The following is a 23,918-nucleotide window of genomic DNA, read 5'->3' as shown; positions in this document are numbered from 1 at the left end:
CGTGGAACCGCCGCCGCCGCCGCCGCCCAACCCGCCGGCTCCGCCGGTCGCCGTGCCACCACCACCACCACCGCCGAACCCGCCGGCTCCACCGGTTCCGGTGTCGCCGCCACCGCCGCCGCCGCCGCCGAAGGCGCCCCCGGCGCCCCCGGCGCCGTCCGAATTGGAGAGGCTGCCGCCGCCACCGCCGCCGCCGCCGCCCAACCCGCCGTTTCCTCCTGCGCCGCCCGCCAAGCCGCTGTTGAAGGCATGGCCGCCACCGCCCCCACCGCTGAAATCCCCGCCCGCCGCACCGTTGCCCGCGGCCACCTGAATGCCGTCCAACTCTCCTCTGGCGCCGCCGCCGCCGCCGCCGTCGGGACCGGTTCCGACGCCCCCCGATCCACCAATGATGCCGCCTCCAAAACCTCCCTCGGGGCCGCCGCCGGGGCCGCCGCCGCTGTTGCTGACTCCGTCGCCGCCGGAGGTGGAGAAGCCGCCGCCGCCGCCGCCGCCGTCCGTGGTTCCACCTCCGCCACCCGCGAAGACTCCGGCGCCGCCGCCACCGCTGATGTTGGCGGTCCCGCCGACGCCGAATCCGCCGGAGACCCCGCCGGTGTCCGGGCCGAGCAGCCCGCCGCCGCCGCCGCCGCCGCCATCGACGGTCGATCCGCCGCCGCCCCCCGGACCGCCGAGGCCGCCGCCGCCGCCGCCGCCCTGGCTGGCTGCGCCGGTGCCGCCGGTGCCGCCGATGGCCGTGGCGTCCGCGATCGTCACGCCGGTCAATTGGGCGTTGGCGCCGGTGTTCACGAAGATCGCCGCACCGGCACCCAGCCCGCCGCCGCCACCGGTTCCGCCGGCGCCGCCCCGGGCCAGGGCGTTGTCGATCGTCAGGTTGGAGATCGTCGCCGTGCCGTCGAGCACGAAGAACACGCGCGCAGTGCCACCGGCGTCGATGGTGAAACCGCCGCCGTTGATCGTCATGCTCGCCGTCAGCGGCGGCAGCTTGACGCTGCCGAGGGACATGTTGCCCGTCAGGACGATGTCGGTGTCGATGCCGCTGTTGGCGCCGACGATCGCATTGTACAATTGAGTGGCGTTCGCAACATTGACGGCCATCGATCGGTCTCCGGTTCGCAACACGGGTGGCGGGGAAGCGGTTGACCCTTGCGTCTCCCGGCCGGATCGCGAGGAGAGAGGACGTCCACCGATGTTTTTCAACTTTCTGTTGCCGCGAGGCGGTTATGGGTCGGCGCTGCGCGGCGTCAAAGACGCTTCACGCGCGCGGGTGCCAGTACTGCGCATGACGGCAGGGTCTCCGGCAAAGCAATCAGAAAAATTCGTCCCACTTGTAGCATTGCTCTGCTGGGCGGTCACATAAATTTTCGCGGAACCGCCAATAAATCCTTTCCAGTGGGCGCGGCGACGAAGACCAGACAGATTCTTGACTGAGTTTTATCGATTCTGTCGGAAATCGGGCATGGGGATCACCACGGGTCGCGAGCCAGGCCGGGCCGCGCCGTCCCGAACCGCCGGCGGTGACGGCGTGACGGTGCCGAAGGCCACCATCCCCGCCGGCCATCCGCCCCGCTGAAAATCACTCCCGCCATCCTTTCGGGGGGGCCTCTTCCCCCACCCCCTCCCCAGGATGGCCGATGAGAGCGACCGGCGGCCACAGCCGTCGGCGAGGACATCCGGGGGGAGGGCTGGTGAAACGCATCATCTACAGGATCGCCAGGACGGTGGTCCGCCACAACCGAACGTCGTTCCTCGTCCTGGCGGCCATCACCCTGGCCCTGGCCGGCGGCCTGCCCAACGTCGAACTGAAGACCATCTTCAGCGACCTGCTGCCCGCCGATCATCCCTTCGTCCAGACCTACAAGGACCATCCGAACTTCGGCAACCCGCTGACCGTCACCGTGATGGTCAAGCGCCGCGACGGCGACATCTACAACGCCGCCACGCTGGCCAAGGTCTGGGACCTCACCCGCGACATCGACCTCGCTCCCGGTGTCGACCACGACCAGATCCTGTCGGTGGCGACGGAGAAGGCGCGCTACGCCGTCGCCACGCCGTTCGGCATCGATGCCCAGCCGCTGATGGGCGACCACCCGCCACGCGACGCCGACGAGATCGCCACCTTCCGCGACCGCGTGCTGAAGGCGCCCAACGTGCGGCGCTTCATGGTCTCCGAGGACGAGACCGCCACCCTCATCACCGCCACCTTCATCGAGCACCGCCTCGACTACGGCGAGGCGTTCGCCTACCTGCAACGCCTGGCATCCGCCGCGGCCGACGCCGACCACCAGGTCTTCCTGGCCGGACAGCCGGTGCTGACGGGCTGGGTCTATTTCTACGAATGGCAGATGCTGGGCATCTTCGGCGTCACCGCGGCGGCGCTGCTGCTGGCGCTGATCCTCTACATGCGCAACGTCGCCGGGGTGGTGGCCCCGCTGGTGGTCAGCGCGGTGGCGGCGGTGTGGGGCTTCGGGTTCGTCGGCTGGCTGGGCGTGCCGATCGAGCCGCTGGTGATGGTGGTGCCGCTGCTGCTGGTGGCCCGCTCCTTCAGCCACTGCGTCCAGTTCACCGAGCGCTATTACGAGATCCTCACCCACGTGCCGCACCGCCGCAAGGCGGCGGAGGTGGCGCTGGGCGTCATGTTCGCGCCGGGCGTGCTGGGCATCGTCACCGACGCCGCGGGGCTGTTCCTGATCGCCGTGGCGCCGATCCCGGCCATGGAACGCTTCGCCCTGTTCTGCGGATTCTGGGCGATGATGCTGATCCCCACCAACGTTCTGCTGGCGCCGCTGCTGCTGATGTGGCTGCCCAAGCCGCGCAACGTGGCGCGCATTGTCGGGACCGGCGGCGCGGACGGGGACGGCACGGGCGGCGGCACGGGCGGCGGCACGGGCGGCGGTGGCGTCGGGTCGGCCCACGGGCGCATCAAGCGCCTGCTGAACGGGGTCGCCCATCTCTCCTTCGGCCGGCGTGCCCCCGCCACCACCGCGGTCGTCGTGGTGCTCACCGCGCTCAGCGTCTGGCAGGTGACGCAGCTCGCCGTCGGCAACCCCGTGGAGGGCAGCAGCCTGCTGCGCCCGGACTCCGACTACAACACCGCCGTCGCCGCCATCAACCGCCACTTCCCCGGCCTCAACACCCTGGAGATCGTCTTCGAGGCCAAGGACCAGGACGCCCTGGACCGCGTTGCCCGCAAGGCCGACACCGTCCTCACCATGGCCCGCCTGCAGACCATCCTGGAGGCCGGCGAGCACCCGCCCGAGGCCACGCTGTCCTTCGCCGACTACCTGCCCGAGGCCAACCGGCTGTTCAGCGGCGGCAATCCCAAATGGGCACCGCTCGATCCCGACGACGCGGCGGTCGGTGCGGCGACCGGCGCCCTGATGGTCGGCACCAGCCCCAAGGCCTTCCTGCACGTCACCGACTTCGAGCAGCGCAACGCCACCGTCTCGCTCTGGTACAAGGACAACAAGCAGGGGACCGTCGACCGCGCGCTGGAACAGGCGCGCGCCGCGGTGGCCCAGGTCGGTCCCGACCACGAGCTGTTCCGCATCCGGCTCGCCACCGGCACCATCGCATTGCAGCAGTCGGTCAACGACGTGGTCGACCACTACCAGTGGGTCATCCTCGCGCTGCTCAACGTCATCATCCTGGTCACCTGCTCCTACGCCTACGGCTCGCCGGTGGCCGGGCTGATCCTGCTGATTCCGGTCAACCTGTCCAACCTGTTCCTCGGCGCGGTGATGGCGCTGATGGGGATCGGGCTCGACGTCAACACGCTTCCCATCGCCGCCATCGGCATCGGCGTGGGCATCGACTACGGCATCTACCTGCTCAGCCGCATCCACGAGGAATACCAGGACTACCGCGAGGAGGGGGCGGCGATCCTCGCCTCGGTCACCACCACCGGCAAGGCGATCTTCTTCACCGCCTCCATCGTGCTGGTCGGCATCCTGCCCTGGTACGTGCTGTCGGAACTGAAGTTCCTGGCCGACATGGGGCTGCTGCTGGTGATGGTCATGCTGATCAACATGGTCATCGCGCTGATCGTCCTGCCGCTGCTGGTCTGGCTCGTCAAGCCGCGGTTCCTGCGCGATCCCGACCTGCTGGTGGGCGAGGGGCTGAACCTCTCCGAATACGTCTTCCACGAGGACGGCATCGTCGCCGACGCCACCCGCACCGGGCAGGACGACACCCGGCCGGACGCCGGCCCCGCCGGCCCGCCGCTGGCGGCCGCCCCGGGCGCGGCCCGCAAACACTGAAGACCAAGCATTCAAGGGGAGAGAACGTCATGCACATCAGGAAGTACGGCCCCGATTTCACGCGGCGCGCCTTTCTGGAGAAGACGGCGAAGGGCGTGCTGACGGCCGGCGTGCTGGCCCCGCTGTGGCCCACCATCGCCCGCTCCGGCGACATCGGCAAGGCCTACCCGGACGAGCTGCTGTCCATCGAGCTTTACACCAAGGGCCGCATCAAGCCCGGTGACGTGGTCACCGCCGACAACGTCGAGGTGGTCAAGGACCTGCTGGACCCCATCGCCTACATGCAGGTCAAGACCATGGGGCGGCGGATCAACATCGTCGAGACCACCCGCGACGCCACCAAGCTGTTCCCCCACGACTACCTCGAAGCCACCCTGCGCAACGCCGGCAAGGGGCGCCTCGCCGCCGACGGCAACGTGGTGACCGACACGGGCGAGCCGTGGATCGGCGGCAACCCCTTCCCCGATCCGAAATCCGGGCAGGAGGCGTTCGCCAACCTGGTGCTGTCCTGGGGCCGCCACGACGACGCCGTCTACGGCATCCGCGACTGGGACATCTCGCCCGACGGCGGCCTGTCCTACCAGTACGATTTCCTGTGGGCGGAGCAGAACACGGTGGGCCTGGTCTCCCACCCGCAGCCCTATCTGGAGGGGCAGAAGGACAAGCTGCGCTACCAGTCCGTCTGGTTCACCGCCCCCAACGACACCAAGGGCACGGCCTTCCTCAACACCTGGCACTACGACCAGAGCAAGTTCCCCGACCTGCTGGGCTACCTGCCCGCCTTCAAGCGGGTGCGCCGCTTCCCCACCAACCAGCGCTTCGAGCCGCTGGTGCCGGGCATCACCATCTTCCTCTCCGATTCCTGGGCGGCCGGCGACCCCATGCTGACCTGGGGCAACTACAAGCTGGTCGGAGCCAAGCCGATGCTGGGCTCCGCGTCCGGCAACTTCACCGGCGGCCGCCACGCCAACTGGGAGCGCCCGGTGCACGGCGGCCCGCAGGGCAACACCTTCTTCGAGGACAGCAAGGAGCTGATCCCCGAGGTGCTGATCGTCGAGGCCGAGCCGGTGCACTTCCCGCGCGCCCCCGTCAGCAAGAAGCGGGTCTACCTCGACGCCCGCAACATGATGTTCGTGGGCTACATCACCTTCGACCGCCGCGGCGAGATGTGGAAGTCGTTCGAGCCGGCCTTCGGCCAGTACAGCGACGGCGCCACCACCATCATGGACAACGGGCAGGTCGGCTGGTCCTGGACCCACGTGCACAGCCACGACATCCAGTCCAACCGCATGAGCCGCTTCCTCCAGGCCAAGGAGATCGTCGGCGGAATCCAGAGCCGCTGGAACATCGGGCCGGACATCCACGACCGCTACCTGACCTCCCAGGCCATGCAGCGGTTCGGCACCTGAGCGGCCGCACTTCGTCCTTCATCGCGGGGAGACGCCCATGCGCGCACACCTCCCGGCCGCGGCGCTCTGCCTGTTCCTGGCAGGCGCCCTGGTCGGCGGGACCCGACCGGCCGACGCGGCCGGCGGCGGGTTCACCACGCTGTTTCAAGGCACGCCGCACGACGCGGTGTTCGACGTCGCGGTCCGCGGCACCGCGGGCTGGGCGGTCGGGGCCGGCGGGCTCGTCCTGTCCTCCGGCGATGGCGGCGCCACCTGGACACGCCGGCCGGCGGCGTCCGACCGCGCCCTGCTGGGCGTCGCCATCGGCGCCGGCACCGTGCTGGCGGTCGGCCAGGGCGGCACCATCCTGCGGCTGGACGACGGCGCCTGGACCCCGGCCGCCAGCGGCACCGAAGAGCGCCTGTTCGCGGTCGGCGCCGCGGCCGGCGGCCTGGCCGTGGCGGTCGGCGCCTTCGGCACCGTGCTGCGCTCCACCGACGCCGGGCGGAGCTGGCAGGCGGTGTCCTTCGACTGGGCGGCGCTGACGCCGGAAGGGTCGGAGCCGCACCTCTACGGCGTCCAGGTCGACGGCGACCGGGTCGTGGTGGTGGGCGAGTTCGGGCTGGTCCTGCGCTCCGCCGATGGCGGGCGGAGCTGGGCGGTGGCGGCGCGCGGCGACGCCTCGCTGTTCGACGTGGTCATCGATGGCAACGGCCGCGGCCTCGCCGTCGGCCAGAAGGGGGTGATCGCCCGCACCGCCGACGACGGGCGGAGCTGGACCACGGACACGGTGCCCGCGGAAGCGCTGCTTGGCGTCTGGGCGGCCGGCGGCAAGGCGTTCGCCGCGGGGATCCGCAGCGCCTACGTCAGCCGCGACGGCGGCCGGACCTGGGACCCGGTGACCCGGGGAGACATCGCCACCGGCTGGTACCAGGCGGTGGGGGAAGGGGCCGGCCGCCTCGTGCTGGTGGGTCACGGCGGCCGGGTGGTCGCCCTCGATCCGTTTGCCGCGGGACGCACCGGCCAAACGCGTGCAGACAATCCGAAACGGGAGGACACACAATGAATCGAACGGCAGCGTGGGGGGCTGTCTCCCCGGTGGCCCTGATGGCAATGGCCCTGATGGCGGCCGCAGGCCCGGCGGTGGCGGCCGACGTCACCGTGCAGGGATTCGTCCGCCAGGACACGGCGGTCAAGGTCAACAACGCCGAGAATCCCTTCAACCAGAGCGGCAACCTTTTCAACAACCGCACCGTGGTGCAGGACAGCACGCTGGTCGGCGGCGGCCGCACCGACGTGACGCGGACCGCCGGCGGCGAGGCGGACAACCGCTTCAACTACCTGACGACGCGGGTCGAGATCGACACCCAGGCGCGCTTCACCGACGAGATCACGGGATTCGCCAAGCTGCGCGGAATCTTCGCCCCCGACGTCTACGACAACGAACACATGGGCAGCCTGTTCGAGGTGCCGCTGCACGGTGACCGCGGCACCTACCTGGAAATGGCCGGCGACAACTATATGGTCGACCTGCCGGCCCTCTACCTCGACTACGCCGACGGGCCGCTGTGGGTGCGCGCCGGCAACCAGCAGATCGCCTGGGGCGAGTCCCTGTTCTTCCGCGTGCTCGACGTGCCCAACGGCCTCGATCTGCGCCGCCACCTCATCCTCGACCTGGTGAGCGAGGAGTACGCCGACGAACGCGTGCCCGCACCCGGCGTGCGCACCTCCTACCGTGTCAACGAGACCGTCCAGGTCGAGGGCTTTGCCCAGATCTTCAATCCCTCGGTCATCGCCAACCCCAACACGCCCTACAACCTGATCCCGTCGCAGTTCACCATCCACCAGCAGGAGGGGTTCGACGACGTCGCCGGATCCGTCAACTTCGGCGGCCGCGTCCAGGTCCAGCTCGGCGACCTCGGCCTGCAGTTCCTCACCGTGCACCGGCGCAACCCCGACGGCGTCTACCGCTGGACGCGATCGGGCATCAACCGCGACCTGCCGGGCGCGCCGGGATCCGGCGCGGTGCTGGCCGACACCCCGTTCGAGGTGAGCGACACCGGCGTGCTCTCGGCCGAGGAGTGGTTCACCTACGCCGGCATGACGCGGCTCAACGGCGCCACGGCGCTCGATTCCGCGGTCGGCGACTTCCCGGCGTCGCAGCTGCTGGGCGCCTTTCCCACCAACGCCAACAAGGCGCTGGCGGGATCGGAGCTGGACTATTTCTTCCAGGCGTCGGGCGGCCTGCGCGGCCACATCGAGCGCGTCTACCCCCGCGAGACGATCTTCGGCATCGGCGCCAACTACATCTTCACCGACGAGCCCGACAGCGTGTTCGACCAGCTCGTCGTCCGTGGTGAGGTCACCTACACGCCCGGCAAGAAGTTCACCAACCCCAGCCTCGGCCAGGAGTTCATCGAGAAGGACGAGGTCGTCGCCTCGCTCAACTTCGAGAAGTACCATCGCTTCTCACAGGACTTCCCGGCCACCTTCATGGTCGCGCAGTACCTCTTCAAGAGCGAGAGCGACATGTTCGGCCGTCATCTCAGTGGCAATGGCGGCGGCGTCAACGGGCTGCCCGACGGCAACGAGAACTTCCACGCCGTGGCGTTCGCCGTGCAGCAGCCCTTCCCGAACCTGGTGTGGCGGGCCGACCTGTCGGTGCTCTACGACCTGAACGGCGGCCTCCTGGTGCAGCCGGCGGTGCGCTGGAAGCCCAACGCCGCCCTGACGCTCGACCTCTACGCCAACGTCGTCCACTCCGACGGCGGCAACGACGACATCATCGACACCGTCGACTGGGCCGACGAGATCGGCTTCCGCCTCGCCTACCAGTTCTGAGGCGCCGGTGCCGCCGCCGGACCCCGGGCTTCGCCGCCGCGCCGTCCTGGCCGGCGGCGTGCTGACGCCGCTGTGGCCGGCCCTGGCCACCGGCGGCGACGCATCGCCCGCCTACCCCGACGAACGCCTGTCGCTCGACGCCCTCACGGCGGGCGCGGTCGGCACCGGCGGGCGCATCGACGCCGGGAACGTGGAGCGGGTGAAGGCGCTGCTCGACCCCGTGCGCTACCACCAGGTGGCCCGCATGGGCCGCGTGCTGGAGGTGGTGCCGACCACCACCGACCTGATGCGCCTGGCACCGTGGGAGTACGTCGAGGCGACCCTGCGCAACGCCGGCCGGGCGCGCTTCGACGCCAATGGCAACGTCGTCACCGACGATGGAGGCCCGTGGATCGGCGGCCATCCCTTCCCCGCCGCCACCTCGGCCCTGGAGATCTTCGCCGGCCTGACGCTGAGCTGGGGCCGGCACGACGCCTCCGTCTACGCCACCCGGGAATACGACCTCGACGCCGACGGCAGCGTCACCTACACCTACGAGTCCGTGTGGGCCGAGCTGGCGCCGGTCGGGCGGGTGGCGCTGCCGCCCATGCCGGCCTGGCCGGGGCACGAGCACGTGCTGCGCTACCAGTCCGTCATCTTCCTGGGGCCCCGCGACGCAAGGGGCACCGGCTTCCTCAACGTCTGGCCCTACGACCAGCGGCAGTTCCCCGACCTCTTCGGCTATCTCCCGGCGTTCAAGCGGGTGCGGCGCTTTCCCACCAACCAGCGCTTCGAACCGCTGGTCGCCGGCTCCACGCTCTATCTGTCCGATGCCTGGGCGGCGGGCGACCCGTTCCTCACCTGGGGCAACCACCGCATCGTCGGGCGCGGGCCGGCGCTGGCGGCGCTGTCGGGCAACTGGGCCGGCGCCGACCCGGAGTGGCGCCACGGCACCCATGGCGGGCCGCAGGGCGCAAGCTTCTGGAACACCAAGGTCGAACTGGTGCCCGAGGCGGTGGTGGTGGAGGCCGAGCCCGTGGCGTTCCCGCGCGCCCCCGTCAGCCGCAAGCGGGTGTGGTTCGACACCCGCACGCTGATGCCCTTCGCCATGGTCAGCTACGACCGCCGCGGCGCCGTGTTCCGCTCCTTCGACGCGGCGTTCTCGCTGTACGAGGGGCCGCACGGCCGGGTCATGGACGGGGCGCACCCCTACTGGTCGTGGACCCATGTCCACGCCCACGACGTGCAGACCGGCCGAATCACCCGCCTGGAACAGGTCCGCACCCTGCCCGGAGGGCACCGCATGATGGTCAACGAAGACGGCATCTACGAGCGGTACCTGACCAAGGAGGCGCTGGTCCGGCTGGGCGGGTGAGGGCGCCAACAAGGAGGTTGTTCCGTGCCTCACGGTCAGGGTACCTCTGATCCGTGACCACTGGGCGGGGCGGGCAGGCATGATCGATCGTGGACGGCACACCGCTGGCAAGGCGACGCCATGACGGAACGATACGGCGACGCCGCGCTGCGCCACCTTGCCACCGCCGACCTGCTCAAGGATGAAGGACGAAACGACGACGCGGCTTACCATTATGGACTTGTCGGCGAGACGGCCCTCAAGGAGGCCATCGTCCGGGCCATCGGTGTGCCGCTTCCAAAAGCCTTTCGGTTCCACATAAATGACCGCAAAAGGACGCTCCAGGACGCCATTGCGAATGATCACCGCGTGGTTTCCCTTCTAAGGGCCGGTCGACTCGGAGGTGCCGTCGGAACGGAACTGTCCCATGGGCTCCTTCCCTATCGCTTCGCCGGCTGGTCGCTTGCCATACGCTATGCCGATGACACGTGTTGTCCGGTGACGGACCGCGACTTGGCCACCTGGAGCGAGGACGCCATCGCATTGTACAACAGCGGGGTGTTTTGACATGGCGCCGCGTTACGACGATGCCGTGCCAACGCTGATCCGCACCGCTCGGGAGGCGGGCATCGATCTGTCGGCCGACGATGCCATCGTTCTGCGCGAGGCCACCGGCCGTCTTGGCGTGGTTTTCGCCGCGCGTCGCCGGAACAGCGGGCTGGCGGCCAGGCTCGCGACGGCCCTGGGCGCCTATGCGCTCGCTGAGCCCGTCCTGCCGTCATCGCTCTTCACGTCGCTTGCCGCGTCCGGACCGCGCGACGTCGCCGTCCCATTGGGCGAAGGGGCGTTCGCCTGGATCCGCCTCGTCGACCGCCGCATCGTCGGCGCCGACTGGCTGTCCGACCTGATGCCACCGTCGCCGGGAGCCCCCCGGCTGGTGTTTGGGTCACTGAAGGGCGGCGTCGGCCGGACGACGGCGCTGGCGGTGCTCGCGGCCGATCTCGCCCGGCACGGCAGGCGTATCCTCTGCGTCGATCTCGACGTGGAGGCGCCCGGCCTCAGCACCATGCTGCTGAAGTCCGATGCCGACGACGACCGGCGCCCGCGCTACGGCGCGCTCGACTACCTCGTCGAGAACGGGTTGGGCGGGATCAAGGACGACGAGTTGTTCGACTTCATCGGCGTCAGTCATTTTGCCGACGGCTCGATCCATGTCCTGCCGGCGGTTGGCCGAGTCACCGACGACCATCCCGAAAACATGATCGGCAAGCTGTCGCGTGGTCTGGTCGAGGACGTCGGGCCCGAGGGCCGGCAATCCGTGGCCCTCCAGCTTCGGTCGATGGTCGATCGCTTTACGGAATTCGGCTCCTACGACGCGGTCCTGGTGGACGCCAGGGCCGGGTTGGCCGAGGTCACCGCAGGAACGTGGCTGGGGCTCGGCGCGCGCAAGCTGCTGCTGTTCGGCGTCAACCAGCAGCAAACCTTCTCTGGATATCGTTATGTCCTCTCCCATCTCGTCCAGACCCTGGGGGTGCCCGGCGAGGACGACGACGACGACTGGCGGACCCGCGTCACCTTCGTCCACGCCAAGGCTCCCGCAGCGAGCGAAAAGCGCCTGGTGTTCCGCGAACGGCTCTATGAATTGTGCGGAGCAACGCTCTACGACGCCGAGGACGCCGGGGCCGGTGACTGGCCGTTCAACTTCGCGTTCGACGAAACGGGCGCCCAGGTTCCCCACGATGCGGCCTATGTGGCGTTTCATTCCGATTACGACGCGATCGCTCCCCTGGAAGACGGCTCCGTCCTGAGCGAGGACGTCTACCGCGGTCCGTTCGGCGCGTTCCTGGAGCGGGCCTGGAGCCTGTTGGGTTGGGAGAGGCCGGCATGAACGATCTGACACCCAGTCTTGTGGCGCTGCGCGACGTCATGGCGGGTTTTCCGCCGCTCGATTCCCACCACCCCCGGGATCCCATTGATCCCGCCGACATCTATTTTCCCGCATCTCATGGAGCGGCACTCGATCCCGACCGTTCCCTGGTCATCGGCAACCGCGGCATGGGCAAGAGCTTCTGGGCAAGCGCTCTGGTCGACACCAAGACCCGTGACCGGATTGCCGAGGCCGTTCCGGAGGCACGGTTCGGCCAGGGAAAGGTGACCGTCCGCTTCGGGTTTGCGGAGGCGGAGGGAACGGTCGGAATCAGTCGCGACGAATTGGCCAAGTGCGTCCGCGCCGGGGCGTCGGCGGAAACGATCTGGCGGGCGGTGATCCTGCCCGACATCGCCCGCGTGATCGGGCGGGCCGTGCCCGATCGCCTCGCCGAACGCCTCTCCTGGGCGGAAAACGAGCCGGACGATGTCCGCGACGTCATGCGCACAGCCGATCTCCATCTGGTTTCGGACCGGAGCAGGTTGGTTTTTGTCTTCGACCAACTCGAACAGATTGCTGATGATCTCGATTTGCGCAGCGAGTTGACCAGGGGTATCCTGCGACTGGCCCTGGCCTTGAAGAGCTATCGAGCACTGCGCGCCAAGATCTTCATGCGCCCCGACCACCTTGCTGAGGACCGCCTCTTCGCGTTTCCCGATGCGTCAAAGATTCGCGGCGAGGCCATTGATCTGAACTGGCGGGGCGTCGATCTCTACGGGCTGTTGTACGCTCGCCTGCTGCGCAGTGCGCCCGCCGCCTTCACGGCCGTTTGCCGACGAGCCGACATACCGGTCCCGGCCAACGAAGCCCTGCCGATCACCTTGAAGGCCGACGAAGAGCATCAGCACCGCGTCTTCGATGTGATCGCCGGAGAAGAAATGGGCGCGCGCAAGCGCGGCCTGCCCTACACGTGGCTGCTCTCGCACCTCGCCGACGCCCGGAATCAGGTTTCTCCCCGCACGTTCCTTCGCGCGCTGACATTCGCGGCCGAGTACCAGCCAACTCCCGCGAACACCTGCATCGATCACTTTGGCATCCACGAGGGCGTTCGACGGGCTTCGGAAAACCGGCTCGATGATCTGAAGGAGGATTATCCCTGGGTGCCGCCGGCGCTGGACGCGCTGAAGGGCTCTTTGGTGCCCTGCCTACCCGAGGAGATGCTTGAGAAATGGTCCGGAAGCGGCGTGGTGGCGACGCTGCGCCGGATCATCCCCCAGAGAGAGCAGCCGGCCTGGATGATATCCGCCCCATCCGACGGCGAAGCGGCGTATCTGCCGCTGATGGGAGCAATGGCGGACATCGGCGTCATCGAGATCAGGCCGACCACCGGCAAAGTGGACGTTCCGGACATCTTTCGCCTTCCGGCGGGAATCAAACGCAAGGGCGGCATCACCCAGCAGCAGCGGCGCAAGGTGCGGGGCGTCGCGTCGCACGGCACGGCAAAGCCTCCGCCTCTCTGAGCCCCCTCCCTTCTTCCGGGTGGGGCGGATTGTTCGCCCGGCCCCCAAACTCGTCGCGGCGCGCGTGGGCGCCGGCAAGAACGAGGAAGGAGGCATCGTCCCGCCATGGCCGAACTGGGAGAACTCATCTGGACGCCGCCGGAGGCTTTTCGCGAGCAATCCAACGTCGCCGCCTTCATGCGCTGGCTGGCCGCCCGCGGCCGCCCCTTCACCAGCTTCGACGACCTGCGGCAATGGTCGGTCGACGACATCGCCGGGTTCTGGGAGGCGGTGTGGCAGTACTTTGACGTCTCCTCCCCCACCCCGTACCGCTGCGTCCTGGAAAAGGAGACGATGCCGGGGGCGGTGTGGTTTCCCGGAGCCCGCGTCAACTACATCGAACACCTGCTGTCGCGCGGCCGCGGCCGCGGCGCCGCGGTCGCCATCCACGCCCGCGGCGAGGCCACCCCCCACCGCACCCTGACCTGGGACGCGCTGACCGCGCAGGTCCACACCGTGGCGACACGCCTGCGCGCCCTCGGCATCCGGCCCGGCGACCGGGTCGTGTCCTACCTGCCCAACGTGCCGGAGGCCGCGGTGGCCTTCCTGGCGAGTGCCGCCATCGGCGCGGTGTGGTCGAGCTGCTCGCCCGACTTCGGCTCGGCCAGCGTCATCGACCGCTTCGGCCAGATCGCGCCGAAGCTGCTGTTCACCACCGACAGCTACCGCTACGGCGGCAAGGTCTTCGACCGCAGCGGCGACGCCGCCGCCCTGGTGGCCGCGCTCCCCACCCTGGACCACGTGGTCCACGTGCCCGGCCCGCTCGGCACCGCGCCGGTCGGGAGCGCCCTGCCCTTCGCGGACCTGGCCGCGGGCCCGCGCCCCAGGGACTTCGCCTACGCCCCGACGGCGTTCGACGACCCCTTGTGGATCGTCTATTCCTCCGGCACCACCGGCCTGCCCAAGCCGTTCGTCCACGGCCACGGCGGGGTCCTGCTGGAGGCGCTGAAGTTCATGCACTTCCACATGAACCTGAAGCCGGACTCCTGCCTCTTCTACTTCACCACCACGGGCTGGGTGATGTGGAACATCCTGTTGTCCGGCCTCATCTGCGGCGCGGCGGTGGTGCTCTACGACGGCCACCCCCTGCACCCCGAGCCCGACGCCCTGTGGGCGCTGGCGGCCGAGACCGGGATGACCTTCTTCGGCGCCAGCCCGGCCTATCTCAGCCAGCAGATGAAGCTGGGCCTCGAGCCGGCGCGCCGCCACGACCTCGGCCGGCTCGACAGCGTCCTGCTCGGCGGCTCGCCGGTGGCGCCGGAGCACATGGTGTGGCTGCAGGAACACGTGAGCCCCGACCTGTGGATCACCTCCCAGAGCGGCGGCACCGACGTCGCCTCGGGCTTCGTCGGCGGCTCGCCCATGCTGCCGGTCCACGCCGGGGAGATCCAGACGCGCTGCCTGGGCGTCGACGTCCACGCCCTCGACGACGATGGCGTGCCGCGGGTCGGTACGGTGGGCGAGCTGGTGGTGCGCAAGCCGATGCCGTCCATGCCGCTGTTCTTCTGGAACGACGCCGACGGCGCGCGCTACCGCGAGTCCTACTTCACCACCTACCCCGGCCAGTGGCGCCACGGCGACTTCCTGCGGATCAACGAGCGCGGCGGCTGCTTCATCCTCGGGCGCTCCGATTCCACGCTGAACCGCCACGGCGTGCGCATCGGCACGGCGGAGATCTACCGCACCCTCGAACGGCTCGACGCCCTCCAGGACAGCCTGGTGGTCAACCTGGACCTGCCCGGCGGCGGCTTCTTCATGCCGCTGTTCGTGACGATGAAGGAGGGCCACGCCTTCGGCCCCCCCGTGGAGGAGGCGATCGTCGCCGCGCTGCGCCGCGCCTGCACGCCGCGCCACGTACCCGACCGCATCTACGCGGTGCCGGCGATCCCCTACACGCTGACCGGCAAGAAGCTGGAGGTGCCGGTGCGCCGCATCCTGATGGGCGCCGACCCGGACACCGCCGCCAGCCGCGACGCCATGAGCAACCCGGCGGCGCTGGACTGGTTCATCGACTTCGCGCGCAGCCAGGCGGAGCAGGCGGCGCCGGCGTGAGCGGGCGGCCCCGGCGGGTGCGCGATCCGGCACGGCCCGGACGTCCGCCCGCCGTCGCTTGCGCGGCGTCGTTGCGGAGATCGGCCCGGGTGCGCACCGACCAACTCCGGGTCGATCGACCCTCCGTGCCCGAGGGACCCTTGGCCGCCCGAACAAGCCCAGCCGGATGCCTCACAACCGAGCAGCGGTTTACGCCGTGTCACCCCCCGCTTCACCCGATTGCCTTGGGAAAACCGGCTTGGCAGATACGCAACGCCAAGGTATTGCTTGGATGAACCTGTCAAGGTACCGAGCACATGTCGGATATCCCGTTCAGCATCATTATCTCGACCGCCTACGGGCAAATGATTGTCAACCGGTACGACATTAATCAGACGACCGCCCTGCTCAAAGCCGGCCGGTCCATCGATCACATGGAAATTGACCTGCTCCGGCAGATACTGGAGAAACTCGGCCAGGATCTCACGTTCATCGATGTTGGGGCGAATTTCGGTACGTTTTCTCTGGCGATGGCAAAGGCTGTTGGTCAATTCGGGAAAGTCCATGCGTTTGAAGCTCAGAGAATTATTTACAACATGATGGCTGGCAGCGTTGCGTTGAATGGCCTTACCAATGTCTACTGCTACAACATGGCGGTTGGCAGCAGCATGGGCTCTATCGAAATGCCCGTCTTCGACTACGACAAGCCCCTGAACTTCGGCAGTATTGAGTTCGGTCCCGAGCAACGTGAACGGTTGCACCAACTTCGCATGCACGACCCCGGCCGGATCGAACACGTGCAACTTACAACGCTTGACCGATTCGCCTTCCCTCGGGCGGACCTGATCAAGATCGACGTCGAGGGTATGGAGATGGACGTCCTCGACGGCGCCGAAGAAACCATCCAGCGCTGCCATCCCTTTTTGTTCGTCGAGTTCCTTAAGAGTGATCCAGTGACCCTCCGGCAGCGCTTGGAGGGTATGGGTTATGTCCTCCACCAGATCAACGCCAATTACCTCTGCGTGCCGGTCGAGATGGCCGGTCGCGTCCACATCCGCGCGCAGTGATGCAGAAGAACACGGCCCGCCCTCGGGGAGAGAGGCGGACCGGAAGTGACCTTGCCCCCGTGCAACGTCCCCCCCCGCCCGCTACGGCGCGACCCGCTCCAGGATGCGGGCGGTGGCGGCGGAGCCGGGCATCGGCACGACGCTGGTGACCTGGTCGGGCAGGCCCTCCACCGGGGTCTCGCGGGCGCAGGCGCCGCCCACGGCGCCGGCGCGGAAGCCGTGGTCGGTCCAGGCCACGCACTGCACCTCGGGCGTGCGCATGGCCGCGATCATCGCCTTGCCGGCCTCGGTGCGGGCCAGCATGACGTGGGCGCTGAACACCGTCGGCTCGGGGTACAGCACCACCGGGCGCACCGCCTGGCCCAGCACCCGCTCCCACACCGCCGGCTCGGCCCGGGCGAACTCGATCATCTGGTTCTCGTAGCCGACGATCAGGGGCTTGTCCCCCATGCCATTGCGCAGGTAGGCGTCGAACAGCACGCCCGACGAATGCTCCAGATAGCCGGTGCGGGCCAGCATGGTCTTCACCCGCCCCGCCCCGGCGTCGAGATCGGGGCCGGAACCGCCCAGCAGGATCGCCGCCAGGGCCGCGAACTGCGCGCCGGAGTTGGAGCGCCCGGGATCCGTCGGAATGATGGTCATGCCGCCGTAGAGCTGGGGCAGCCCCAGCTTTGCCCAGGGGGTGGCCGTGGCGACCCGCTCCAGCAGCGCCTTGGCGTCGACGAAATAGGCGAAGGCCGAGCCCGCCACCGGCCGGGCGATGCCGGCTGTCTCCAGGGCCTCGGCGATGGGCGCCCAGCTGTAGAAGACGATGGGGGAGGTGAAGATGGTCTCCCGGGCGAGGAAGCTCAGGCCGCGCTCCGCCGCGGCCTCCACGGCGACCGCGCTGCCCGGCCACAGGAAGTCCGGTCCCTGGTCCACATAGGCCGGCTCCATCATCTCCAGCGACCCGGCCTTGCGGGACTCCAGGACGATGCCGGCGTCGGCGCGCAGCCGCTCGCGCACCGCCGGGTCGTCCAGCAGCGCCATCTTCTCCGACCCGGAAAAGCCCATGACGGCGATCTCGGCGGGGCGCGCCGACTGGACCAGGCGGCTGATCGGGTCGCCGCCGCCCCCCGGGGCCAGCACCTGGACCGCGACGGCGATGGCCGCGGCGGCGGCGAACAGGCCGACGCCCAGGATCTTCTTGTTCATGGCGACGGCTCCTTGGCGGCGGGGACGGCGGTGGCGGCCGCCGCCTTGACCTCACTCTCCAGCAGGGTCAGCCGGGCGTCCACGTCCATGGTCTCGGCCGACAGCAGATGGGCCTGGCGCTGGCGGAACACCGGCTCCAGGTCGGCCAGCACCCGCTCCGCCCGCTCCTCCGCCGCGCGGTCCGGCGCGTCGACCGAGCGCAGATAGGCGAGGCGCTCGGCGACCGAGGCGACGTTGCCCAGCTTGTGGGTGAGCACCGGCCGGGCCTGGGTGTAGAGCCCGGGCGAGCGCCGCGCCACGTCGTCCAGAATGTCCTCGGCGGCCTCGGCGATGGCCGTCAGCCGGGCCTCCAGGGCGCCGCCCAGGGCGGCGGCGTGGTCGCGCACGGCGGCGATGCGCCCGGCCACCGCGGTCAGCTCCGCCTCCAGCACCTCGGGCGGCAGGCCGGTGTCGGTGCGTTCCAGCAGATGGGCGAAGGGCCGCGCCGGCGACAGCAGCAGCGCCCCGCCCGCCCACACCAGGGCGCCGATGGCGATGGCCGGGGTCGGCGCCAGGCCGGCCAGGACGGCGGCCAGGATGGCGACGGCCCCGGCCGCGGGGGCGACGAGGTGGCGGTGGCGGACCAGCACCGGGCGGTCCCTCAATTGTAGCCGCGGGCGTTGCGGAAGGCGCCGCCCAGGTCCGCGGTGCCGTCGAACACCCGGGCGCGGGTCAGCTCGGCCACGGCGTCGAGCTGGCTGCGGTCGGCGTCGCCGAAGGTGATGCCGAACACCGGGATGCGCCCCGCCACCTCCCAGTCCGTGGCGAAGGCGCGGGTGTCGCCGTCGCTGCGCCCGTCGGTCATGGTCACGACCGCGGGGGTGTAGTCGGCCAGGGTGCGCCCCTCGGGAACCGCCGCGCGCAGGCGCTCCAGGGCCAGGCGCTGGCAGGCGTAGATGTCGGTGCCGCCCTGGGCCGACAGCGTCGCCAGTTCGGCGGCGATGGCCGGCAGCTCGCCCGCGCCGCGGGCGACGGCGATGTGCCGCGTCCACGGCCGGTCGGAGAACGGGATGAGGATGGTGATGTCCTCCGCCCCGGCCTGGATCATCAGGCGGCGGCTCTCGGCGGGATCGAACAGGCGGGCCAGTGCGGCCTCCAGCGCCGCCTCGCCGTCGCCGTCCATGGACCCGGAATAGTCCAGGCACAGCGCGGTCAGCGACGGCTTGCGCAGCAGCTCCTGGTAGAGCGCCAGGGCCTTGTCGATGACGTCCGGCGTGGGAAAGCGGATGCCGGTCAGGACGCGCTGCGGGTCGATCCCCCACGCCGCCCGGAACACCCCGGGCGGGGCGTCGACGCCGCCGGCCAGCCCGGTGCGCCGGCCGGTCGCCGCCAGGTCGCGCTGCACCTCCGGGCTCAGCAGGTGGCGCTGCAGGCGCAGGAAGAAGTCCTCCTTGCCGCCCGCGGCGTCGCCCTGCGGGTAGAAGGCCAGCGGGCTGTCGGCCACGGCGACCCCGTCGGCCGGGTAGACCAGCCACAGTGTCTCCTGGCCGGCCGCCTCCAGCGCCTGGTTGGCCTCGATCAGCACCGCCTCGTAGTTCACCATGGCGGCGAACTCCCCGGTGGCGGCGGTCTTGAGGTAGAGGTCCTTCAGCCAGCCCGACGAGCCGGCCGTGCGGTCGACGCCACGCAGCAGGTCGCGCACCCGGGAGCGCACGCTCTTGCGGTCCAGCACCGCCGCGTCGACGACCGGGACGCCGGACAGGGCGGTCAGCATGGCGATGTAGGCGGAAAAGCCGCTGTTGGACTGGGTGGCCGAGGTCATGGCGAAGCGCAGCCGCCCCTCCTTCACCCGCGCCAGGATGTCGGCGGTGGTGGGCGCGCCGCGGTCCAGGCCCAGGGCGGCGGCCGTGGACCGGCGCACGCCGAAGGCGACGGGGGAGCGGAAGATCGACTCGGCGTGGCGCACCCGGCGGCCGCGGTCGCCCATGTCGATCCAGCGGCTGTGCGCCGGCCACACCGCGTCGTAGGCGAACCCCTCCTCCTCCAACGCCAGGCGGATGTCGACCGAGCCCTGGTAGGTGATCGGGCACGCCCACCCCTCGGCCTCGCAGAACGCCGCGACGATCGGCTCCAGCGACGCGTTCTCGGAGCCGGAGACGATGGCGAGCGTGCCCTGGGGCGACGGGCCGCAGCCGGCCAGCGCCAGGGTGGCGGCCAGGATGGCGGCCATCACGGCGGTCATCACGGTGGCGGCACCGGACGGGAGACGGCGGGGCATGGCGGTGTCCTCCGGGGCGGCGGCTCAGGCGGTGTGGACGCGCTTCAGCTCGGCCTCGGCCTCGGCCAGGCGGCGGCGGCCCTCCTCGCGGGCGCGGCGGGCGTCGGCCTCCAGCCCGTCCACCGTCTCCAGGGTGCGCACCAGCGAGCCGATGGCGTCGGCGATCACGTCGACGTCGGCGATGCCGCGGGCGGTCTGCTGGTGCACCGCCGCCATGTTCTCGTCCAGCGCCTTGGCCATGCCGCTGATCTGGGCGTTGGTGAAGTCGGTCATCGCCGCCAGGGTCTCCAGCCCGTTGCGCTGGCGCAGCTGCTCGATGTGGATCAGCATGGTGGACTTCCACGCGGGGATGGCGTGGGTCACGGTCATGCTCATCTCCTGCAGCAGCAGGATGCCGGAGGACTGGACCTGGCGGATCGTCGGCATCTGCATGTAGGCGATGCTGCGCGACTTCTCCAGATTGGCGATCTTGCGGTCCAGCAGCTCGATCGCGGCCTTGGCGTCGCGCACCTTCTGGGCGGCCAGGATGGCGTCGGGGGAGTCGCCCCGGGCCGCCGCCTCCGCCTCCAGGCGCGGCACCTCGGTGCCGCGCAGCTCCGCCAGCAGCTCGTGGCCGGCGGCGATGTGCAGGCCCAGATCGTGGAACTGCTGCTCCGTGCGCTCGAACAGCTGGTCCAGCATGACCAGACCATGGCGGATCGTCTGCTCCTCGTCCTGCACCAGCATCACGATCGAATCGATCTGGGCGCGCGCGGTGCGGAAGCGGTCCGTGAACTTCTCGATCTCGCGCCGGAGGTTGAAGAACAGCCGCGACAGCAGCCCGCCGCCGGGCTTCAGCGCGTTGGCGTCGAGCCCCTGGGCGGTCAGCTTGATCGCGCTGAGGTGCTCGTGGACCGGCCCCAGGTCGCGCGCCATCACCTGGCTCAGCACGGCGTCGGCGAAGGTGCCCACCGCCTGCTCCGCGGCGGCGCCGAAGGACAGGATCGACGGCGCGCTGGTGATGTCCACGCTCCGCTTGATCGCCTCGATGCGGGGCCGGTCGGCCGCCGCGGGCGCCCGGTCGGGGGCAAGCACGGTCAGCGCCGCGTCCGCCTTCACGGCCGGCAGGGTGCTGGTGGGCGCATCGGTCGGCGTGGTCATGGCGAGGCTCCGGCGGGTGGCGGGGTCGGTACGCGCGTGCGAATCAATCCCCTGCCCCTTTGTAGTACCGGGGTTGCGTTGCACTTTTGTGACAGCGCGGTGGATCGGCGCGGATTTGGCGGGCGGAGCATCCTGCCCGCCGACGGCCCGGTCGCGCCCTCTCCGCGCCGTCGCTCCTGGCCCCCTCCGCCACCACCCCGGTCGGCCGGGTGTTCGCGACCAAACACTCCCCCGGCGCGTCAGGTGTTCGACGCATGCGCGGCGACCGCGTCGTCGTCGAGCCGTCTCAACGCGGGCGACAGGAACCCCAACGCCGTCACAAGGGCGGCCAGCGTCCCAGCGCACACGAACAGCGTGCGCACGCCCGTGTGCTCGCTCAACAGCGCGGCGATCGCCAGGCCGACCGGGGCGGCGAGGCTCATCATCATGTTCAGCAGCGACTGCACCCGTCCCAGCAGATGGTTGGGCACGACCAGTTGCAGCAGGCTCATGCACGGGCCGGCGCTGAGGGAATAGGTCATCCCGCTGAGCACCCACCACGCGACGGCGAGGCCGAACAGACCGGACGGTACCAAGCCGGTCAACGCCAACGACGCAGAGGAGAGCGTCATGCCCCAGAGGATCCACGGAATCTGCCGCCGGGGGGCGAGCGCCGCCACCATCATCGCACCGATCATCATGCCCAGTCCGGAAAGTCCCTCCATCAGGGCCACGTCGCCGGCACCGCCCCCGAAATGCTCCTTCACCAGCAAGGGGATCAGCATGATCGACGGCATGACGGCGAGCAGCCCCACGGCATGCAGCAGGAACAGGTGTTGCAGGCCCTGCGAGCGCCGCACCACGCGCATGCCGTCGCGGAACTCGCCCCGGAAGCCGGTGCGGTCCGCCGCGGGAAGCCGGCGTTGGGGAACGCGGAAGATCAGCAGGGGAACGACGCCGAGAAGGGCCGTGACGACGTCGATGCTGAGCGCCCACCCCAACGGCAGCACGCTCATCGCCAGCGCGCCGAGGGGGGCGGCGATGATCTCCGTGAAGCTGTGCAGGGCGTGCTCAAGACCGCCGACACGCGGCAGGAACGAGCGTGGCACAAGCATCCCGACCGATGCGACGGCGGCCGGCTCCTGGATGGCCTGCATCGCCCCGCGAATCGCCATCATCGAATAGACATGCCAAAGCTCGACCCGGCCGGTCAGGAACACGATCATCAGGATCGCCATGCACGCCGCGCTGACGGTGTCGGCCGCGATCATCAGCCCGCGCCGGCTGCAGCGGTCCGCGAGAACCCCGCCGATGGGGCTGAACAGGGCGTGCGGCAGCAGGGCGGCAAGGCCCGCCAGCGACAGGGCGGCGACACTGCCCGTGGTGTCGGCGATCCACCACATCAACACGAACTGGGTCAGCGACGAGCCGCCGAGGGACAGGGCCTGCCCGCCGAAGATCGTCCAGAACCGGACCTTCCAGCGCGCACCGACGGGATCGGCGGTTTCGGCCGAGATCATGGGTGAGGCCCGCTGCGGGTCTCGTCCGCCGCCCCGCCGCCGAGCGCCGTGTACAGCGCGACCGCGTTGGCGATCTCGTCGCCGCGCAGAGTCAGCAGCTCTTGCTGCGCGGCCTGAAGCTGACGCTGCGCGTCCAGCAGCTCCAGGCGGCTCTCCAGCCCGGCGCGGTAGCGTGTTTCCGCCAGGGTCACGGCACGGGCCGATTCCGACACGGCGCGGGTCTGGGCCGCGATCTGGACGCCGAGCGTGGCGCTCCCCGCCAGGCCGTCGGCGACCTCGCGGAACGCCGTCTGGATCGCCTTCTCATACTGCGCCACCGCCTCGTTCTTGCGCACCGTCGCGAGATCCAGCTCGGCGTCCAGCCTGCCGCCGTCGAAGATCGGCAGGGCGAGGCGGGGTGAGACGCTCCAGACGCCGTGCTGGGACTGGAACAACCCCGTCAGCGACGGCGAGGCGAAGCCGAACGCGGCGGTCAGCGACAGCCGCGGGAAGAACGCGGCGCGGGCCGCGCCCACATCCGCGTTGGCGGCGGCGAGCGTCCGCTCGGCCTGACGGATGTCCGGGCGGTTGAGCAGCAGGTCCGACGGGAGACCGGCGGGCAACCGCGTCACCACCGGATCGCGCTCGAGAGCCAGGGGCGGCGGCAGATCGGCCGGCAGCGCACGCCCGACCACCAGCCGGAGGGCGTTGGCGGCGTGCGCGGCCGCCCGTTCCCGCGCCCGCAGATCGGCCTCCGCCGACGCCACCTGGGCCTCCGCCCGGACCAGGTCCAAGGCACCGCCCCGACCGCTTTGCTGGAGAACGCGGGCAAGCTCCAGCGACCGGCGCCAATCGGCCAGCGTCCGTCGGGAGAGCGCCTGCTGTTCGAGGGCCAGCCGCTCGGCAAAATAGGCCTGGGCGACGGCGCCGGTCAGGGTGACGCGCGCCGCCCGGGCCCCCTCCCCGCTGGCGAGGTACCGGGCGAAGGCGGCGTCGGACAGGGCGCGGGCCCGGCCGAACAGGTCGAGTTCGAAGGCGTTGATCCCGATGGATGCCCCGTGCTGATCGGCGACCGCGGGGTTCCGCTCGCCAAGCCCCGCCGTCCTCTCGCGGCTGTAGGATGCCTGGGCGTCGACGGCGGGCAGCTCGGCCGCCGTCTGGATGCGGGTCTGCGCGCGGGCTGCCTCGACGTTGAGCAGCGCCAGCCGCAGGTCGCGGTTGTTCTCCAGCGCCAGTTCGATGATGCGGAGCAGGCGCCGGTCCCGGAACACCTCCACCCGGCTCAGCCCGGCGGCGCTCACCTCCGCCGGCAGCGCCTCGCGGGTGGGAAAGGCAACGGGAACGGGAGGCGCCGGCGTTTCGAGCGGCGGCACCAGGGAGCAGGCCGACACCGTCAGCATGAGCGTGAACAGGATGGAGAGACGCATGGCTTCGGTCCTTGCCCCGGACGACACACCCACCCTGCACGCGCGTCGGCAGGGCCATGTCCCATGATCGGACGGGC

The 23,918-nt window shown here is 70.2% G+C and carries 16 protein-coding genes and 1 pseudogene; 10 read left to right on the top strand and 7 right to left on the bottom strand.

Features of this window, described 5'->3' with window-relative positions; genetic code table 11:
- A pseudogene (locus tag AC6H2I_RS27670) lies at window positions 1–1,200 on the bottom strand (hypothetical protein); the annotation flags it as partial.
- 488 nt (window positions 1,201–1,688) lie between these two features.
- Between AC6H2I_RS27670 and AC6H2I_RS27665 the strand changes: the two are divergent.
- From AC6H2I_RS27665 to AC6H2I_RS27620, 10 genes are all read left to right on the top strand, one after another.
- On the top strand, window positions 1,689–4,259 hold the full coding sequence (locus AC6H2I_RS27665) for an efflux RND transporter permease subunit (RefSeq protein WP_497504003.1): 2,571 nt from the start codon (window positions 1,689–1,691) through the stop codon (window positions 4,257–4,259).
- 29 nt (window positions 4,260–4,288) lie between these two features.
- Window positions 4,289–5,668, top strand: coding sequence for a DUF1329 domain-containing protein (locus AC6H2I_RS27660; protein ID WP_497504002.1), 1,380 nt, complete (start codon window positions 4,289–4,291; stop codon window positions 5,666–5,668).
- Window positions 5,669–5,705: 37 nt separating this feature from the next.
- A complete protein-coding gene (locus AC6H2I_RS27655; RefSeq protein WP_497504001.1) occupies window positions 5,706–6,713 on the top strand; it encodes a WD40/YVTN/BNR-like repeat-containing protein in 1,008 nt (335 codons plus the stop codon).
- 41 nt (window positions 6,714–6,754) lie between these two features.
- On the top strand, window positions 6,755–8,488 hold the full coding sequence (locus AC6H2I_RS27650; protein WP_497504000.1) for a DUF1302 family protein: 1,734 nt from the start codon (window positions 6,755–6,757) through the stop codon (window positions 8,486–8,488).
- Between the two features lie 7 nt (window positions 8,489–8,495).
- Window positions 8,496–9,842: a DUF1329 domain-containing protein gene (locus tag AC6H2I_RS27645; RefSeq protein WP_497503999.1), complete on the top strand. Its 1,347-nt coding sequence runs from the start codon at window positions 8,496–8,498 to the stop codon at window positions 9,840–9,842.
- A 120-nt stretch (window positions 9,843–9,962) separates the two neighbouring features.
- Window positions 9,963–10,388, top strand: a complete 426-nt coding sequence (locus AC6H2I_RS27640) for a HEPN domain-containing protein (RefSeq protein ID WP_497503998.1) — start codon at window positions 9,963–9,965, stop codon at window positions 10,386–10,388.
- Between the two features lies 1 nt (window position 10,389).
- Window positions 10,390–11,709 (top strand): KGGVGR-motif variant AAA ATPase, encoded by a 1,320-nt coding sequence (locus AC6H2I_RS27635; protein WP_497503997.1) that lies wholly within the window; start codon window positions 10,390–10,392, stop codon window positions 11,707–11,709.
- Window positions 11,706–13,208, top strand: coding sequence for a hypothetical protein (locus AC6H2I_RS27630; RefSeq protein ID WP_497503996.1), 1,503 nt, complete (start codon window positions 11,706–11,708; stop codon window positions 13,206–13,208). The genes AC6H2I_RS27635 and AC6H2I_RS27630 overlap by 4 nt, the downstream gene beginning before the upstream one ends.
- 105 nt (window positions 13,209–13,313) lie before the next feature.
- Window positions 13,314–15,299 (top strand): acetoacetate--CoA ligase, encoded by a 1,986-nt coding sequence (locus AC6H2I_RS27625; protein ID WP_497503995.1) that lies wholly within the window; start codon window positions 13,314–13,316, stop codon window positions 15,297–15,299.
- Window positions 15,300–15,595: 296 nt separating this feature from the next.
- Window positions 15,596–16,345 carry an FkbM family methyltransferase gene (locus AC6H2I_RS27620; RefSeq protein ID WP_497503994.1) on the top strand — a complete coding sequence of 250 codons (750 nt, stop codon included), beginning with the start codon at window positions 15,596–15,598 and terminating at the stop codon, window positions 16,343–16,345.
- Between the two features lie 81 nt (window positions 16,346–16,426).
- Here the strand turns inward: AC6H2I_RS27620 and AC6H2I_RS27615 are convergent, their stop codons facing one another.
- The 6 genes from AC6H2I_RS27615 to AC6H2I_RS27590 form a co-directional block, all read right to left on the bottom strand.
- On the bottom strand, window positions 16,427–17,539 hold the full coding sequence (locus AC6H2I_RS27615; RefSeq protein WP_497503993.1) for a hypothetical protein: 1,113 nt from the start codon (window positions 17,537–17,539) through the stop codon (window positions 16,427–16,429).
- Window positions 17,536–18,168: a hypothetical protein gene (locus AC6H2I_RS27610; RefSeq protein ID WP_497503992.1), complete on the bottom strand. Its 633-nt coding sequence runs from the start codon at window positions 18,166–18,168 to the stop codon at window positions 17,536–17,538. Before AC6H2I_RS27610 ends, AC6H2I_RS27615 begins: the two co-directional genes overlap by 4 nt.
- An 11-nt stretch (window positions 18,169–18,179) precedes the next feature.
- Window positions 18,180–19,796 carry a substrate-binding domain-containing protein gene (locus AC6H2I_RS27605; RefSeq protein ID WP_497503991.1) on the bottom strand — a complete coding sequence of 539 codons (1,617 nt, stop codon included), beginning with the start codon at window positions 19,794–19,796 and terminating at the stop codon, window positions 18,180–18,182.
- 24 nt (window positions 19,797–19,820) lie between these two features.
- Window positions 19,821–20,936, bottom strand: a complete 1,116-nt coding sequence (locus tag AC6H2I_RS27600; RefSeq protein WP_497503990.1) for a toxic anion resistance protein — start codon at window positions 20,934–20,936, stop codon at window positions 19,821–19,823.
- Window positions 20,937–21,175: 239 nt separating this feature from the next.
- Window positions 21,176–22,435 (bottom strand): MFS transporter, encoded by a 1,260-nt coding sequence (locus AC6H2I_RS27595; protein ID WP_497503989.1) that lies wholly within the window; start codon window positions 22,433–22,435, stop codon window positions 21,176–21,178.
- Window positions 22,432–23,841: an efflux transporter outer membrane subunit gene (locus tag AC6H2I_RS27590; RefSeq protein ID WP_497503988.1), complete on the bottom strand. Its 1,410-nt coding sequence runs from the start codon at window positions 23,839–23,841 to the stop codon at window positions 22,432–22,434. Before AC6H2I_RS27590 ends, AC6H2I_RS27595 begins: the two co-directional genes overlap by 4 nt.
- Window positions 23,842–23,918 lie beyond the last annotated feature (77 nt).

It is taken from the genome of Azospirillum sp. NS33 (assembly GCF_059703765.1).
The sequence above is the reverse complement of the archived record's forward strand: the minus strand, read 5'-3'. Positions and strand labels throughout refer to the sequence as shown.